Raw genomic sequence first — 17276 nt, forward strand, 5'->3', positions numbered from 1 at the left:
CGCACGCGTCATCGCCGGCTCAGGCCGAGAAGCCGCCGTCGACCGAGATCGCGGCGCCGGTGATGAAACGCCCGCCCGGACCGGCCAGGTGCGCGACCGTGTCGGCCACGTCCTCGGCTTCGCCGTAACGGCCCAGCGGCAGGCCGGCGCGCTGGTGCTCGGCGCCTTCGCCGTCGGCAGGATTCATCTCGGTGTCGATAGGACCGGGCTGGACCACGTTGGCGGTGATGCCGCGCGCGCCCAGATCCTGGGCCAGGCCCTTGCTCAGGCCGACGGTGGCGAACTTGGTCAGCGAGTACAGGGTCATGCCCGGCGCGCCCACGCGTTCGCCCAGGCAGCTGCCGATGGTGATGATGCGGCCGCCTTCGCCCATGTGCTTGGACGCGGCCTGGGCGGCCGCGAACGGCGCCTGTACGTTGATCGCGATCGCGCGCTCGAAGCTCTCGCGCGACTCGTCCTCGAACGGGCCGTACATGAAGATGCCGGCGTTGTTGACCAGGATGTCGATGCGGCCGAACTCGGCCACGGTGCGTTCGACCGCGGCGACCACCGCGTCGGGATCGGCGCTGTCGGCGCGGATCGCGAGCGCGCGCCGGCCGCCGGCTTCGATCGCCGCGACCACGGCCAGCGCCCGCTCCTGCGAGGCGGCGTAGGTCAGCACCACGTCGGCGCCGTCGCGCGCCAGGCGCTGCGCGGTGGCCGCGCCGATACCGCGGCTGCCGCCGGTCACCAGCGCCACTTTGCCTGCCAGAGGGGTCATCGTCTTGTTCCGTAGGAGGGAGGACGCCGATGCTAGGCGCCTGCGCGCGCCCGCGCAGCCGGGCGCGCGGGACTGACTGTTGCAGCGGCTCAGGGCGGAAAGCAGCGTTGCGGGGCCGGCGCTGACCGGGCCCTGGCGAACCGCCATGCTGTGCGGTGCCCCCGGCGCGGACTAGGCGCTAAACTCGAATGCTCGATCCCTTGCCGTGGGCCTTCCATGCGTTATTCGATCCTCACCGTTTGCCTCGCCGCCGCGCTCGCCCTGGGCTGTTCGCGCGAGGCCGCGACGCCCGCCGACGGCGCCGCCCCTCCCGCCGCCGCCAAGACGGAGACCGCCGTGACCAGTCCTGCCGTGGTCGACGCGCATTCCTACGCCCAGCCGGACAAGGTCCGGATCGACGACCTCGCCTTGCAGCTGGCGGTCGACTTCGAGCACAAGCAGCTCAGCGGCTCGGCCACCTACACCCTGAACTGGGTGGACAAGGCCGCGACCCAGTTGGTGCTGGACACGCGCGGCCTGAACATCGAGAAGATCGTCGGCGAGCGCAGCGACGGCAAGTGGGACGACCTCAAGTTCGCGCTGGCGCCGGCCGACAAGCTGTTCGGCAGCAAGCTGACCATCGAAACGCCGGAGCGCAACGCGCGCGTGCGCGTGACCTACAAGACCTCGCCGGACGCGTCGGGCCTGCAGTGGCTGACCCCGGCGATGACCGAGGGCAAGAAGACGCCCTTCATGTTCAGCCAGTCGCAGCAGATCCACGCGCGTTCGTGGGTGCCGCTGCAGGATACGCCGAGCGTGCGCTTCACCTACACCGCGCACGTGACCGCGCCCAAGGACGCGATGGTGCTGATGAGCGCCGACAACGATCCCAAGGCGGCGCGCGACGGCGACTACGAATTCAAGATGCCGCAGAAGATCCCGTCCTACCTGCTCGCGATCGCGGCCGGCGACCTGGTGTTCCAGCCGATCTCGCAGCGCAGCGGCGTGTGGGCCGAGCCGGCGATGGCGCCCAAGGCGGTGGCCGAGTTCTCCGACACCGAGAAGATGATGGAGACCGCCGAGAAGCTGTACGGCCCCTACCGCTGGGACCGCTACGACATCCTGGTGCTGCCGCCGTCGTTCCCGTACGGCGGCATGGAGAACCCGCGCCTGACCTTCGCCACCCCGACCGCGATCGTCGGCGACAAGTCGCTGGTGTCGCTGATCGCGCACGAGCTCGCGCACAGCTGGTCCGGCAACCTGGTGACCTTCTCCACTTCCAACGACGCCTGGCTCAACGAAGGCTTCACCAGCTACGTCGAGAACCGCATCGTCGAAGTGCTCTACGGCAAGGAGCGTGCCGACATGGAGAGCCTGATCTCGCGCAACGAACTGCGCAGCGAGTTCACCGACGCCAACAAGCCGCTGCAGGCGCTGGCGATCAAGCCCGGCGCGCTGGACGACCCGGACAACAACCTCACCGGCACCGTCTACACCAAGGGCGCCTGGTTCCTGCAGTTCCTGGAGCAGCGTTTCGGCCGCGACAACTTCGACGCCTTCCTGCGCGGCTACTTCGACCACTTCGCGTTCCAGAGCATCTCGACCCAGCAGTTCGTCGACTACGCCAAGGCCAATCTGCTCGACAAGTACCCGGGCAAGGTCACGCAGGCCGAGTTCGACGCCTGGTTGTACGAGCCGGGCATCCCGAGCAACGCGCCGCAGACGCCGTCGGCGCGCTTCGACGCCATCGACGCCGCGCGCAAGGCCTGGCTGGACGCCGGCACCCTGCCGGACAAGGCCGCGACCGCCAAGTGGTCGACCCAGGAATGGGTGCACTTCGTCGAAGGCATGCCGGACACGCTCAGCGTCGATCAGCTCAAGGCCCTGGACGCCGCCTACAAGCTCACCGGTACGCCCAACGGCGAGATCGCGCAGCGCTGGTATCCGCTGACCGTGCGTAGCGGCTACACCCAGGCCGACGCCGCCATTGCCGCCTTCCTGCAGCGCATCGGCCGCCGCAAGCTGATCATGCCGACCTACAGCGAACTGGTGAAAACGCCCGCCGGCCTGAAACTGGCCGAGGACACCTTCGCCAAGGCCAAGCCCGGCTATCACCCGATCACGACCGAATCGGTCGAAGCGGTGATCGCCAAGGCCAAGGCCGCGCCGCAGGCGGCCAAGTAAGCGACGCCATGCGTTGGCGTCGCGCCAAACTCGCGGCCGCCCTCGTGGCGGCCGCGTTGTTTGCGACCGTTGCCGCGCTGCTGTGGCGCGATCCCTATCGCGTGGTGCTGGCCGACTACAACCGCCAGCGCATCGTCGCCGGCCTGTCGCGCGACAGCCTCAAGCTCGACGACCATCGCTGGGTCTACGCCTACAACGACGAGGCACCGGCCGGCGCGCCTGTCGTGGTGATGGTCCACGGTTTCACCGGCAGCAAGGAAAACTGGTATCCGCTGGCGCAGCGGCTGCGCGGCCGCTACCGGCTGCTGATTCCCGATCTGCCGGGCTGGGGCGAGAGCCAGCGCCGCGACGGCGGCGACTACGGCTTCGTCGCCCAGAGCGCGCGCCTGGCGCGTTTCATCGAACAGGTCGCGCGCCCGCGCGGCGGCGAGGTGGTGCTGCTGGGCCATTCCATGGGCGGCGGCATCGCCGCCCTGACCGCGGCGCACTATCCGCGCGCGGTCGATCGCCTTGGCCTGTTCGACGCGGCCGGTGTGCGCTTCCGCGACAACCGCTTCGGCGTCGAGGTGCTGGCCGGCCACAATCCCTTCGCGGTCGCCGACGGCGCCGGCCTGCAACGCTACCTCGACACCGTGTTCTACGACGCCGCCGCCAAGCCGACGATCCCGTGGCCGGCCGACGAGATCTACATCGCGCGCCGCAAGCGCGATGCCGCGTTCGAACAGACCGTGCTCAACCGCATCGGCCGCGGGCCCGAACGCTTCCTGCCTGGCGAAGAAGCCGCCAGGATCCGCCAGCCGACCCTGCTGCTATGGTGCCGCCAGGACGCGGTGATCGACGCCAGCGCGATGGCGCTGTACGCCGCGCGCATGCCGCAGGCGCGACAGGTGCTGCTGGACGGCTGCGGCCACATGTCGCCGGTGGAGCGGCCCGACGCGGTCGCGCAAGCGGTCGCGCAGCTGGCCGGGCCGCACTGAGCCGCCATCCCTACGAATCCGAAGAACCGACACGGGACACGCCGATGAACGCCAGGACTCCGATGCTGCTGCTCGCCGCCACGCTCGCGCTCGCCGCCTGCAAGCCGGCCGAAGACCCCAAGGCCGCCGCCGCGGCCAAGGCCGCGACCGACGAGAAGGCGGCCGAGGAAATGGCCAAATCCTTCGAGGCCGCCGTGGCCTTGAACAAGTGGGACGTGGCGCGCGCGCACGGCGACGTGCTGACCGCGCAGTACCCGAACAGCCAGGCCGCCGCGCGCATCAAGGCGCAGTACGAAGTGGCCAAGGTCGAAGCGGTCAAGGCGTTGGAGACGCGCCGCCTGGCCGCGCTGTGGTCCTACCAGACCCAGCCGGTACTGTCGGGCGGCGAGCAGCGCTCGGCCGCGCTCTACGCCAAGGACCACATCGACACCGACGGCGGCGGTCCGCGCGAAGTGCGGCTGATCTTCCGCGATCATCCGGAGTGGGGCCGCAGCAGCTATCTGGTGCTGCAGGCCGGCGATTTCGATTGCTACGGCGGCTGCAAGGTCAAGCTCAAGGTCGACGACGCCGCGCCCAAGCCGGTGGCCGCGAGCCGTCCCAAGACCGACGAGGCCACCGCGATGTTCATCGAGGACGAGCGCATGCTGTGGCGCACCGTGCGCGGCGCCAAGACCATCGCGATCGAGTTCCCGGTCAAGGCCGGCGGCACCCGCACCGCGGTGTTCGAAGTCGGCGGCCTGGACGCCAGCCAGATGCCGGGCTGGAAGTGAGCGACCGCGGCTGGCGCATCGCCGCCGCCCTGGTCGGCCTGGCCGCCATCGCGCTGCTAGGCGCGGCTTTGGGCTGGCAGTGGTTCCTGCATTGGCAACCCGATCGCGCCCGTTATCCGCTGCGCGGCATCGACGTGTCCCACCACCAGGGCGCGATCGACTGGCGCGCGGTCGCCGCCGACGATGTCGCCTTCGCTTATCTCAAGGCCAGCGAAGGCGGCGACCACCGCGACCGCCGTTTCGAACGCAACCGCCGCGACGCGCGCGCGGCCGGGCTCGCGGTCGGCGCTTACCACTTCTTCACCTGGTGCAAGCCGGGCGCCGAACAGGCGCGCAACTTCCTTGCGGCCGCCGCACCGGCCGCGCACGATCTGCCGCCGGCGCTGGATCTGGAGTTCGGCGGCAATTGCGGGCGCAATCCAGACGGCACCCAACTGCGGCGCGAGCTCGACGCTTATCTGAGCCAGGTCGAGGCCGCGTACGGCCAGCCGGCTTTGCTCTACGTCACACCGGAATTCCTTGCCGCGCATCAGCGCGACCTGCCGCCGCGCGCGCTGTGGCGGCGCGCGATCGTGCGCAAGCCCGATGCCAGCGCCGACTGGGTGGTGTGGCAATACCACAACCGCGGCCGCGTGCGCGGCATCGATGGACCGGTGGACTTGAACGTATTCGACACCGACGCCGCGGCGTTCGCGCGCTAGCGCGCTAAGCGGGAGCGATGAGTAAAAGCGGTATCGACTCGCCGTGCTCACGCTGACGGCATCGGTGTGCTCATGCAGATGGCAATGACGGGCCGAAACGCACCCCGCATCCTCCCGCGAACCGCCTTGGGGTAGGAGCGGCGTAAGCCGCGACCGCGCCCCCACGACTCACGACGCCATCCCAATCGAGCGGTTCTGCCACACGTCTTCGCGCCTCTCCCCGCTTCCTGTGGGAGCGGCGTCAGCCGCGATCGCGAAAAAGCGAACCCCTGCGCAAATCCAATTGCGCCGCCACCGACAGAGCCGGCACAGTTTTAATGCCGACTACTAGCCGATCTCCCGGACCGGACAGCCAAAATTCGACCTCGCCGCAGCATAAAACTGCGGAAAACATGCGCTCTCAGTATGTCTAGAACCGCCTAAACGCCTGTGCTATCCGGTGGGACGCACCACAATGGCATGGAGGCGTCATGGCTACTCGCAATGAGAACGAAGATTCCGCGCAGGATCCCGCGCGCAGAGGCGAAGGCATCAACGGAAATCCGGAGGTCGATGGGTTTCGCCTGACGCCCGCTCAACCCGAGGTCCAGGGACCGCCGCAACATCCGCCGGCGGAACCGCAGCAAGACAGCGAACATCGCCTGCGTCCCTTGGGGCCGGCGCCGGGCGCAACGCGCGATTCTTATGTGGATGTGGATGGCGATCTGGGAGCGAACTCGATAACAGGCGGCGTGCGGTACGGCGAGGGCAACGTCTATGTCGAAGGGCGAGGGACGTTGCATCCCAATGGTCGTGTGGACGGCATTGGGGTGGGGACGGGTGTTCAATTCGATAACGGCGTCCGCATGGGGGTGGATGCTTCGTCGGGACGGCCCAGCTTCAATGTGTCCATCCCCCTCGGCGGCCCACGAGGTTCGGGCTATAGCGACGGCCAGCGCGATGTGCACACCCCTCTGGTGCCGCCCGCGGGCCAGTTACCGACGCCGCCCCTAACCGAGCCACTGCGCCCTTATCGTCCGGCCGAAGAATCCTTCCGAGGCAATCCCGACCTCAACCGACCGGACCAGCCCACCGGCATGGCGGCGGATGTGCACGCCGGTCGCGTGCCCGGCCTGGGCCCATCCTCCGCGAGTGCGGCCTCGGTCGCGGTCGATCCCACCCTGCGCACGCAAGCCGAAGCGCACATCCGCCGCATCAACGAAGGCTTGCCCGAGAACGCGCGCCTGCCCGTGAACGAGACCGCGCAAAGCCTGGCCGGCACCGCGGAACTGCGCGGGCTGCCGCGCATCGGCTATGTCGAGCTAGGCAATCCCGGTGCCGACGGCGAGCGCCGCCTGTTCCTGGGTGCCGAAGCTAGTCCGCGCGATCGTCAGCCCGGCGCCGAACTGATCAGCGTCGGCGCCAGCGACGCGCGTCGCGGCTTGTCGGTCGAAGCGACCGCCGCCTTGGGCGAGAAACGCGAGCAGGAATCGCGCACGCCCGCCGCGCCCGTGGCCGATCCGCAGCAGCAGGCGATCGCGCCGCGGTCGATGTAGGGCGCACGCGCATACGCATCGCTGCGCCATGAAGCGGCCAGCGATGCGTATCGCGCTTACTGCACGTTGCAGGTGAAACTCAGAACGGCGGTCTGTCCAGCGGCCAAGGCGCCCAGCGAGATGCCCGCGGTCAGGTTGGCGACCGTGAACGGACCGCCCAATGGGACGCCGTCGCCGCTGATGGTCACGGTATTGCCGGCGGGGCAGGTAATGCCCGCGCCGGGCGTATCCCGAACGACGGCGCCGGTGATCGTGCTGGGCCCGCTATTGGTGGCACGCAGTGTGTAGGTGGTGGCCGTGCCGCTTTGCAGGGTATCGGTCGCTTGATCCACTTCGTTATTAAGACCGGGCGTGTTGGTCTTCGTTACGGACAGGTCGGCCACTTCCGCCAGGGCGATGGCGTAATCCTCTACTTCGCCGTCGACGGCGTTGCCGGTCGGCGCACCGGCTTCGGTCGCGCTCGAGGCGATACGCAGGCGCAAGTAGCTGGCGCCCCTGGACAGGCCGCTTGCCGCGGGCATGGTCCAGGTCACGGCGATCGGGCCGGTTCCGGGGCAAGTGGCGGCCGCGGAACGTTCGTCGCTATCGGCGAAATCGCCGTCGCGATTGAAATCGATGTAACCGTAGACCGTGCCCGTGCCCGCGCACTGGACATTGTTCAGCGTATAGCTGCTCGCCGGAACCAAGGTGATGCTGGCCGGTGGGATGACGCTGTCCTCGTCGTCGAGCAAGGCGATATCGTCCCCGGTCGCGCCGGCGTTCGACTGGTTCACCAACTCGGTATCGACGAACGGCCCCAAGCGCAAACTCGGGAAATTGAACTGCGCAAGCGGGTAACTGAACAGACCCGCCACACCAGCCGTCGGCACGCCGCCCGTAAACTGGAACCGCGGCAAGTGCAGAGCCTGCCCATATGAGGCAGGCGCATCGCCGAGGTCGGCGACGTACACCATCACGCCCAGCGCGAGCGCCGAACGGCCGCCTCCCACCATGGCAAAGCTCACCACTGTGCCGCCGTCGAGAAAGGCGATGCCGGCCGGGCCCGCCGCACCTACGCCGGAGCAACCTGATCCCGCGGCGCCATTAAATGCCAGCAGACTGGAGGCAGGAACATGCGTGGTGGTCGCCCCGAACTCGCCGCAGGTCGAGGCACGTTCGATCAAGCGCCAAGTCGTACCCGGGGTGCCCTGCATCGAGATGTTCTCGCCCTGGGCACCGGACGACTGTTCCGCATCCGCGATGACCAAACCGCCGAGCGGGTAGGCCGGATCGGCCGCGCTGTTGGTCGGGCCAAAGGTGGCCGAACACGACACCAGACCGTTAACCGTGGTGACACCCGAGGGCCCGCCGCCGTTGGTCCGGTTGGCCAGGCCGACCACCAGGGTGTTCAAGGTTCCCGCGCCTAATCCAGTGAAGTACATGTCGTCAAAAATATCGCCCGTCCAGTTGCCGGGACGGTAAGCGATCAGATCGGGGTCCGCCTTGTTGCCGCCGATTGCGCTGATCGTGCAGGTCGTGCGCAGGAACTGCCCGCCTATGGCCGTGGAATTGGTAACGGATCCGCCCGCTTGCGGGATCGCCCCGCCATCGATGCCCCAGCTGAACCAGACGATCTGGTTGCGGTAAACCCCCGCCCCTCCGGTCGCGAACTGCGCCTTTGCAGGGGATGGCAGGAATGCGATGGCCGCCAGCAGCCATAACGCGGCGATTGCCGGACGGTGGGCATGGAGCTTATTCCCGGCCATGGCCCCCGAATGGGCGGCTCCAAGCGGCGGGCGCGCCACGCCTCGCCAGCAGGCGTCAACGGCCGCTGCGAGGCGGCTTTCGAGTACGAAGCTCCAGCATCCCTGGTCGAACATGGTGGTCCCCCTTTACGTCGGTGGCGCCGGAAACCGGGTCGCTACGCTCCCGCCCTGCCCTCGTGAACGGCACGCATGTCCCCATGCGGCCGCTATGGCAGTGCGGAAGGGGGGGCGAAAACCCGGCCTCTAGCCCTCTGCAACCGGATAAATCTCCGCTCGACGGGGAAATAGGACGTCATTTAGACGCTTTATTGATTGATTTAGGGTGTCTGTGGTCAAAATTCGACGTGCCTAGCGCCTGCGGACGGGCACACGTTTAGCCAGCAGGGCCGAAGCCCGGGCTGACGATATGGAGTGGGGGGCGTCGCTAGGGGCTCAGCAAGCGCGGTGCCGGGGTAAGGCAGGCCCTTCAAAGGTCATGCGCCCAGGATGTGGTGAGCGAGCCGCACCGCTGCGCCGCTCCGACCCTCGCGACGGCGCGGTTATCGCCGCACCCTACGAGTGATGCGGACACGCCGCCGCTGTGCGACAGGCGCAGCGACGATCGCGCCGCGGAGGCTCAGCAGAAGCGGATCCAGGGGGATACAGACCCTTCAAAAGCCACCCACCGTCGTAGGGTGTGGCTTCAAAAGCAGCTTGCGCAGTCGTAGAGAAATCGATGCCTGTCAGTCTTGGTCCACAAGCCTGTATCGCTGAGCGCGCGCCACAAACGAAGCGGCCCGCAACGCCGTCCGGAAATTCCGGCGGCGATGCGGGCCTGATCTCGATCGGTCGCCTATTGCACGTTGCAAACGAAGCTGAGGATGGCCGTCTGGCCGCTTGCCAATGCAGTCAGCGTGATGCCTGCCCCGGTCAGATTGGAGATGGTGAACGGCCCGCCTGCCGGCGTGCCAGCACCGGTAATCGTCACCGCATTGCCGGCCGGGCAGGTAATGCCCGCACCGGGTGCGTCGCGGACCACCGCACCGGTGATGGTGGTGGGGCCGTTGTTGGTGACCCGCAGCGTATAGGTGGTGCTGGCGCCCGAGGTCAGCGTATCGGTCGATTGATCGACTTCTCCGTTCAAGCCCGGCGTGTTGGTCTTGGTGATGCTCAGGTCGGCCTGAGGCGGGGTATTGGTGATCGTGCATTGCACGACGCGGCCGCCGGATTGCAGCGCCAGACCGGCAAAGGGAATAGTGACAACGGCACCCGCCGACGAAGCACTCTGTCCAGCCGCCAGCCCGGTGCAGTCGACGCTGGTCAGCACCCATCCGGCCGGCAGGGTTTCGGTAATCGTGGTGTTCGCCGTCGTGCTGGCGACGGTCAGCGTCTGCTGCGCTCCCGCCGTCCCTGGCGCGCCTGCGGCCGTCGTCGTGATCGAGTGGTTGGCGATGCCGTTGTTGCCGCTGAAATCGAAGCTGGCGGTGTTGCCAACAGAAATTTTGGTAATCGTCAGCCGGTTGACCACCCATTCCATCGCAACGGTCTGCAGCGCCAGGTTGAGGCCGGTCGAGCTTGAGATGTTGTCCGCGGTGGCGTCACCGTTGTTGACCACATTGTTGTAGACGCCGGCGGTATTGCTGACCACATTGACCGTGAGCGTACAGGTGGTGGCGGTGCCGCCCGCTGTTCCTGCAGCAAGCGTGCCATTGGCGATCGAAATCGTCCCCGCGCCCGCGGTGGCCGTCACCGTGCCGCCGCATGTATTCGTTACACCCGGCGTCGCTGCGACCGTGACACCCGCAGGCAGGGTGTCGGTAAAGCCCCAGCCGATCTTGGCCTGATTGTCCCCGGTGGTATTGGTGATGGTGAAGGTCAGCGGCATCGCCACGCCGACATAGCGAACACCGGACACCGACTTGCTCAACGTCGGGCTGACATCGAGCACGGTGAAATTGTCGAACGCCCAGTCGTTGCCTATGCCTGATGGCTGAAAATTACGGACGCTGAAGGTCATGGAGGTGCCGGCGACCAATATGTTGGCGCCGGCCCCATTGGGGAGATAGTCCGCCACACGAGCGGATTGAGCCGGCGCCACACCCCGCGCCTCGGTGATGATCGTCTGCGGATTTTGTCCGTCGGTGCACAGGTTGAAGGCGCCTAGCGCGGTTTCGCTGAGGCCGTTGACATACTGGAATTGCATGATCGGGGCGTTGGCGAAGCAATTGACGGCTGCACCGGTGAGGCGCAGCGTGGCAAAACGACCGCTGCCGCCGGGCGGGACAGCCGGGAACGGGATCGGCACCGTATTGCGCAGGATCACGGTGCCGTTGATTGGATTAACGGCTGTATAGGCCGTGACCGCCAAATTGTTGCGCGCAACCGCTGCGGTCTGCCCCCGGTACATACCCAGCGCCTGCGCTATGGACATGCCATAGTTCCAGTTGGTCTGGTTTTGGCAGTGCGCCGCGCTGATCGGCACTGCCGCCGCCACAGGCGAATTCCATCCGGCCACCCAGCCGTTGCAAGCGGTCAGCCAGGAAGCATCGGCCGTATAGGTGATGCTGTTGGGCGCGGGCCCGACATAGGTATTGACCAGCCGCGGCGTCGCCATCGACCCATTGCCGCTGTCGAACGTCTCTTCATAGACGAGGGTTTGCGCGTGCGCAGGCGCTACCAGCAGGATGCAGACCGCCATCAGCGGGAGCGCCCAGAGGGATGCCCGTCTACGTGACCGTTGCGGCGATCGACTGCGGATGGCGATTGCGCGTACGTGCCGGAGCGATGTACGGGTTTCACGCGCGACGCGATTCGTGTCCATGCGGCTCCGTAAGGGATTCTTGAAGGGATTGTTGGTACGGGCGCTTGAACGGAGACGCGAACCGGACCGGCATCCGTCGTGCAGCGGCTGTTCGAGATCGCGGGGTCAGCGGCCCCACTACCGAATTCGTGCAACGGTAGGGAGACAGGACATGCCCAGGTCGCCATCAGGCGCGGGCTTGGAGCGCGGCCTCATCATCGATACGCGGGGTGGGCCATGGCGGACCGCACCATGCGCAGCTTCTGACCTCGCGAGCGCGTGGTGATCACCGCTGCCACCTGAGCGACGCGGGCGACGCGCCATAGGCGGTGCCGCGACCGGCCCGCTACAGACGAGTTTCACGGAAACGGTGCCAAGGGCCCGCTCTGATGGTGGCCACAAACGAAGAGGGCGCAGTCGCCTGCGCCCTCTCCGTCTTGTCCGTAGCGATCGCTTATTGCACGTTGCAGCTGAAGCTCAGCACCGTGGTTTGCCCGGTCGTGAGCCTGCCGAGGGTAATGCCGGTCCCGGTCAGGTCGGCGATCGTGAAGGTGCCTACTGGCACGCCGTCGCCGGTAATCGTGACCGCGTTGCCGCCGGGGCAGGTGATGCCGGTTCCGGGCGTATCCCGGACCACCGCGCCGGTGATAGACGTAGGGCCGCTATTGGTAACGCGCAGGGTATAGCCGGTCGTCCCGCCCGCAGTGACGCTGTCGTTGGCCTGGTCCACTTCTCCGTTCACGCCCGGTGTGTTGGTCTTGGTGATGCTCAGGTCGGCGGAGCTGGTTTGGTTGCTGAAGACGCAGGTGATGTCGTCCAGCGCGGCCAAGTTGGACAAGCTGAAACTGCTGCCGTTGCCGCTGGGCATAACGGTACCGGTGCCGGCGGTGGCGTTGGTGCAGCTGTAGCTGGTGGTGTAAGCGCCTATCGTGCTGGCGCTGCCCGCCGCCATGGCTTCGGACAAGGTGTAGTTGGTAGCCGTATCGGCATTGGCGAAATCGGCGGTGCCGTTGGCCGTGCTGCCGCTGCCTGTGGTGCTGGCCGTCCTGGTCGCCGCGATCGCGGTCTCCGTTCCCGCGACGCTGAGCGAGAATTGGTCGGCGGGGGCAATACGTCCGTTCGGCAATTGCTTTTGCAGTCGAACGCGCGGCCGGCTGTTGGTGTAGGTGCAGGTCACCGGGCTGGCTGGTATGACGCTGTTGGCCGGCAGGAGCACGGCACCCGTTGCCACGTCATATGTCGGCGCAATGGCCCAGCCCGTGCAATTGATGGCGGTGACCCTGTACACGCCGAATGCGCTTTCGGTGATTCCGGTATCCAGGAACCGATTGGCCACCACCATCGGTTGTATACCGAGCGAAGCCGTGACCGTTCCATTGTCGGCCCATGAGTCGAAAGTCGATGGCGTATTGGCTGCCAAGGTAACGACGGTTGGATTGCCCTGTGTACCCGCGGTTATCAAGTCGGCGTCGAGATTTACCGTGGTGTAGACGAATCCCTTGGCGCTCTCCTGGCGGTTGGTCTGCTTGACCAGGCATACCGTGGGCGTCTCGATATTGGCTAGGCGAACGGTGAAGTCGTCGGTGGCGCCGTCGGAGGTGCCGTTTTGCGTGCGGCTGGTGCGGAATTGCAATACCGCGCCGGACGCAACGCCCGCGGGAAGGGTGATCCGGTAGACCTTCATGCTGGGCAAACCCGAAACGTTCCAGTCGCCGGAAACGAGGGTCAGCACGGCGCCGTTGCTCGCGAACGGCGCCGGCGGGGCGAGGGGGCCCGCCGCTCGATACGTCGATGTGTTGAAGGTTGCATAGACCACGTTGTTGTAGCGCACTTCCAATCGGGCCTGATTGCCATTGACCCCGTTGGAGCCGCTGGCGTTGGCCCAGGACACCGAAAAAACGATATCGCTGCCACCGGTCACGCCGCCGGCCACGGTTTGCTGCATGGAATTGAACACATTCAGGCTGCCGGCGTTGCCGCCGAAATTCTCGGTATGGGTCACGCCGCCGCCGCCGGCATTTCCCCAGCCCGTTCCGGCCACGATGGTCTCGCTCCAGGGAGCCGCCACGCCGCTGGGCAGGGTGGGGGCGATTACCGGCGTCAAGGCAGTGCAGGTTTGCGCGCTGGCTTGGCCGGACAGTAGCAGGCCGGCCGAGCACAGGCAGGCCAACCAGATACGTTTGCGAACGCCGCTGCTACGCGATGTGTTGCGCACAGGTAGATCCAGGCAGTCATCGGCGATACGGCCGGTCGAAGCCTGCGCGTGGATGTCACTCGGCGAGCGTGCCGTTTCGCGTTCGCGCGCGCCGGCGGCCGTCGCACAAGGCCCTTCGAATACGAAACTCCAGAAACTATTGCCGAACATGATGCCCCCTGATGGTCGCTCAACTCGTCGGACGCGCGGTCGCCCTGCCTAGATGCTCGATTCGGCGCTCACGGATCGCCGCGCGATGCGTCGGCCCAGCGTGGCGAGGGCGGCCGATCCAGGCGGGTCCGGAGCGCGGCGCGCGCCATCTGGACGTTCTTCTGGGGCATGCACGCAAGCTTCATAGGGTAGTTCGCGCAGCCGCGATAAAATAGGACACATCAAGGCACTTCTTAGTCGCAAACATGGGTCAGTTCCGCACATATTTTTGTGCCTTTAGATCATGCCTAAGCGTCTGTATCGCAGAGCGCGTGACAACAATAAGGGCCCCTGGGTTCTGCAAAATTCCGGAGCGGCGCTAGCGATCGTGGATGATTGCTAACCCAAGGCAGGTTGCGGGTTGCGAGAGGTGACGCGACGCGCTTCGTTTAACTGCTTCGGATGCGAGTACGCGTACCCGTAGACGTTCTGCGCTACGTCGTTAGCGCCGGTGCTGCAGTCCGTCGAGAGCGTCGCGTTGGCGCTGTTCTGCCAGTGGATGACATTGCCGTTGAGGGTCGTGCGCTGATGCGCCGCCGCCGGCAGCGCAACCGCGCCGGCGAGCAGGAGCACGGCGAGCAAGCTGGACCATGTCCGCCGCCGGCATTGCCGCAGCCGCCACTGGACGAAGGCATTGCCGCGCGCTGCGCGCCACCACGGCGCCTGAGACGCGCCGCCTTTGTAACTGGAACTCATACCGCCCTCGCGCCCTGCTGCTCTGGAAGTGATGGCGGTCCCTGCCTGGTGCATCGCATGCATCCAATGGTGCGTCGCCACACCGCTTTGAGGTGGCGGGCGCCTGTCGGCTTGCGCCGCTGACCGGCCTTATTGCGCCGATGCACTGTTTGGAGATCGCAGTTCGCCGCGGGGACAGGACAGCGCGGGCGTGGGCGGGCACCGCGTGGCTCGCCGCGGTACGCGCCCTGCACCGAAGCGGCTTTGTACGCGCACAAACGAAAGGGCCCGCAGCGCTCCCCGCTGTTGCGGAGGCGATGCGAGCCCTGGCGCGCGCGTGGTGCGCGCGCGATGTCGCGCGGTGTTACAGCGCGTAGCCGAACTGCTGGCGGAACTGCTCGGCGAATTCGTCGTAGTCGAAACGCTGGTTCTGGGTGCCCGGGTGCTCGACCTTGAGCGCGCCCATCAGGTTGCCCATGCGGCCGATGGTCAGCCAGTCGTAGCCCTTCTCGATGCCGAAGATCAGGCCGGCGCGGAAGGCGTCGCCGCAGCCGGTGGGATCGGTCACGCGGCGCTCGTGCGCCGGCGGGATGTCGTAGGTCTTCTCGGCGGTGTGGATCAGCGAGCCGTGCGGGCCGCGCGTGGTGATGTAGGCCTTGACGCGTTCGACGATCTGCTTCTCGCTCCAGCCGGTGCGTTCCTGCAGCAGGTTGGATTCGTAATCGTTGACGGTGACGTAGTCGGCCTGTTCGATGAAGTGGCGCAGCTCTTCGCCGTTGAACAGCGGCATGGCCTGGCCCGGATCGAAGATGAAGGGAATGTTGGCTTCGGCGAACTCGGTGGCGTTCTGCAGCATGCCTTCGCGGCCGTCGGGGCTGACGATGCCGAAGCTGACGCCGGCGACGTCGCGCACGTGGTTCTCGTACGAGCGCATCATCGCGCCCGGATGGAAGGCGGTGATCTGGTTGTTGTCGTGGTCGGTGGTGATGAAGGCCTGCGGCGTGAACAGCTCGTCGATCACCTTGACCTGGTCGAGGCGGATGTTCTGCTCTTCGAACCACTCGCGGTAGGGGCCGAAATCCTGGCCGACGGTGGCCATCGGAATCGGATCGCCGCCGAGCAGCTTGAGGTTGTAGGCGATGTTGCCGGCGCAGCCGCCGAACTCGCGACGCATGCGCGGAACCAGGAAGGACACATTCAAGATGTGGACCTTGTCCGGCAGGATGTGGTTCTTGAACTGGTCGGGAAACACCATGATGGTGTCGTAAGCCAGAGAACCGCAGATCAGTGCAGACATCGCTGAAACCCCAATGTTGAGAGCCGCTCGGTGCAGCGCCGGTGGGCGCGGAGCGGCCATAAAAACGGCGGCCCTTTGCCGCCCGGCGGCGTAGGGTAGCCGCTGCGGGGCCGTCCGGCCAGTTTGTGACGGCAATCAGGATTCGGCCCGGTCCCGGCGAGGGGCCCCTATTCAGGCTCGGACCGACCCCGCACCGGGACCGCCCCGGCAGATGACCCTTAACGGCGAAAAGCGTCGGAAAGCGTTGTTTTTCCTTGCTCGCAGGGGGGGCGGGCGTTAGGCTAGCGAACCTCTTCTTGCCTCCCTTTTGACGGCCTATCCCCCGATGTTCAAGAAGTTTCGCGGCATGTTCTCCAATGACCTGTCCATCGACCTGGGCACGGCCAACACCCTCATTTATGTGCGTGGACAAGGGATAGTCCTGAACGAGCCTTCGGTGGTCGCGGTGCGCCAGGACCGTCTGATCGGCGGCAACCGTACGGTGGCGGCGGTCGGCGGCGAGGCCAAGCAGATGCTGGGCCGTACCCCGGGCCACATCACCACGATCCGTCCGATGAAGGACGGCGTGATCGCCGACTTCACCTACACCGAAGAGATGCTCAAGCACTTCATCCGCAAGGTGCACAAGTCGCGCTTCCTGCGTCCGAGCCCGCGCGTGCTGGTGTGCGTGCCCTGCGGCTCCACCCAGGTCGAGCGCCGCGCGATCAAGGAATCGGCCGAAGAGGCCGGTGCGCGCGAGGTCTACCTGATCGAGGAACCGATGGCCGCGGCGATCGGCGCCGGCATGCCGGTGACCGAGGCGCGCGGCTCGATGGTGGTCGACGTCGGCGGCGGCACCACCGAAGTCGCGGTGATCGCGCTCAACGGCATCGTCTATTCGGCCTCGGTGCGGATCGGCGGCGACCGTTTCGACGAGTCCATCATCAATTACGTGCGTCGTACCTACGGCACCCTGATCGGCGAAGCCACCGCCGAGCGCATCAAGCTCGAGATCGGTTGCGCCTACCCGCAGCAGAAGGCGGCCACGATCGAAGTCTCCGGCCGCAACCTCGCCGAGGGCGTGCCGAAGATGATCCTGATCAATTCCAACGAAGTGCTGGAAGCGCTGCGCGAGCCGCTGGCCGGGATCGTCTCGGCGATCAAGCTGGCGCTGGAGCAGACCCCGCCGGAACTGTGCGCCGACGTCGCCGAGCGCGGCATCGTGCTCACCGGCGGCGGCGCCCTGCTGCGCGACCTGGACCGCCTGATCAGCGAGGAGACCGGCCTGCACGTGCAGGTGGCCGACGATCCGCTGACCTGCGTCGCCCGTGGCGGCGGCCGCGCGCTGGAGCTGGTCGACATGCACGGCAACGAGTTCTTCGCTCCCGAGTAAGGCCGGGAATCGGGAATCGGGACTCGGGAATCGCACAGCGGCTCCCGTCGGCTCGGTTCTCGATCGACGGCTCGATGGTTGAGTAGCCCTTTGGACGA

Annotated in this window: 12 protein-coding genes; 6 read left to right on the forward strand and 6 right to left on the reverse strand. The window is 66.7% G+C overall.

Annotated features, from left to right (window positions below):
• Positions 1–19: 19 nt before the first annotated feature.
• Entirely contained in the window at positions 20–760 is a 741-nt protein-coding gene (locus tag ASE43_RS09445; RefSeq protein ID WP_056178255.1) for a 3-oxoacyl-ACP reductase family protein, read from the reverse strand.
• Positions 761–976: 216 nt separating this feature from the next.
• Between ASE43_RS09445 and ASE43_RS09450 the strand changes: the two genes are divergently transcribed.
• The 5 genes from ASE43_RS09450 to ASE43_RS21825 all read left to right on the forward strand — a co-directional run bounded on the left by ASE43_RS09450 (position 977) and on the right by ASE43_RS21825 (position 6906).
• Positions 977–2923: a M1 family metallopeptidase gene (locus ASE43_RS09450; protein WP_057160281.1), complete on the forward strand. Its 1947-nt coding sequence runs from the start codon at positions 977–979 to the stop codon at positions 2921–2923.
• A gap of 8 nt (positions 2924–2931) precedes the next feature.
• Positions 2932–3900 carry an alpha/beta hydrolase gene (locus ASE43_RS09455; RefSeq protein ID WP_057160282.1) on the forward strand — a complete coding sequence of 323 codons (969 nt, stop codon included), beginning with the start codon at positions 2932–2934 and terminating at the stop codon, positions 3898–3900.
• Between the two features lie 62 nt (positions 3901–3962).
• Positions 3963–4670: a hypothetical protein gene (locus tag ASE43_RS09460; protein WP_057160645.1), complete on the forward strand. Its 708-nt coding sequence runs from the start codon at positions 3963–3965 to the stop codon at positions 4668–4670.
• Positions 4667–5371 (forward strand): GH25 family lysozyme, encoded by a 705-nt coding sequence (locus ASE43_RS09465; protein WP_200956252.1) that lies wholly within the window; start codon positions 4667–4669, stop codon positions 5369–5371. The genes ASE43_RS09460 and ASE43_RS09465 overlap by 4 nt, the downstream gene beginning before the upstream one ends.
• Positions 5372–6057: 686 nt before the next feature.
• A complete protein-coding gene (locus ASE43_RS21825; RefSeq protein ID WP_157499800.1) occupies positions 6058–6906 on the forward strand; it encodes a hypothetical protein in 849 nt (282 codons plus the stop codon).
• 56 nt (positions 6907–6962) lie between these two features.
• Here the strand turns inward: ASE43_RS21825 and ASE43_RS09480 are convergent, their stop codons facing one another.
• The 5 genes from ASE43_RS09480 to ASE43_RS09500 form a co-directional block, all read right to left on the reverse strand.
• Positions 6963–8765, reverse strand: a complete 1803-nt coding sequence (locus ASE43_RS09480) for a CshA/CshB family fibrillar adhesin-related protein (protein ID WP_082607207.1) — start codon at positions 8763–8765, stop codon at positions 6963–6965.
• 718 nt (positions 8766–9483) lie between these two features.
• On the reverse strand, positions 9484–11328 hold the full coding sequence (locus tag ASE43_RS09485) for a DUF11 domain-containing protein (RefSeq protein WP_057160286.1): 1845 nt from the start codon (positions 11326–11328) through the stop codon (positions 9484–9486).
• Positions 11329–11884: 556 nt separating this feature from the next.
• A complete protein-coding gene (locus tag ASE43_RS09490; protein ID WP_057160287.1) occupies positions 11885–13795 on the reverse strand; it encodes a DUF11 domain-containing protein in 1911 nt (636 codons plus the stop codon).
• A gap of 378 nt (positions 13796–14173) precedes the next feature.
• A complete protein-coding gene (locus ASE43_RS09495; protein WP_157499804.1) occupies positions 14174–14530 on the reverse strand; it encodes a hypothetical protein in 357 nt (118 codons plus the stop codon).
• A gap of 343 nt (positions 14531–14873) precedes the next feature.
• Entirely contained in the window at positions 14874–15806 is a 933-nt protein-coding gene (locus tag ASE43_RS09500) for a carbohydrate kinase family protein (protein WP_056178275.1), read from the reverse strand.
• 325 nt (positions 15807–16131) lie between these two features.
• Between ASE43_RS09500 and ASE43_RS09505 the strand changes: the two genes are divergently transcribed.
• Complete coding sequence (locus tag ASE43_RS09505) at positions 16132–17178, forward strand: rod shape-determining protein (protein WP_055908252.1); 1047 nt, start codon at positions 16132–16134, stop codon at positions 17176–17178.
• Positions 17179–17276 lie beyond the last annotated feature (98 nt).

Origin of the sequence: Lysobacter sp. Root983, from assembly GCF_001429345.1 — a bacterium.
GTDB lineage: Bacteria > Pseudomonadota > Gammaproteobacteria > Xanthomonadales > Xanthomonadaceae > Lysobacter.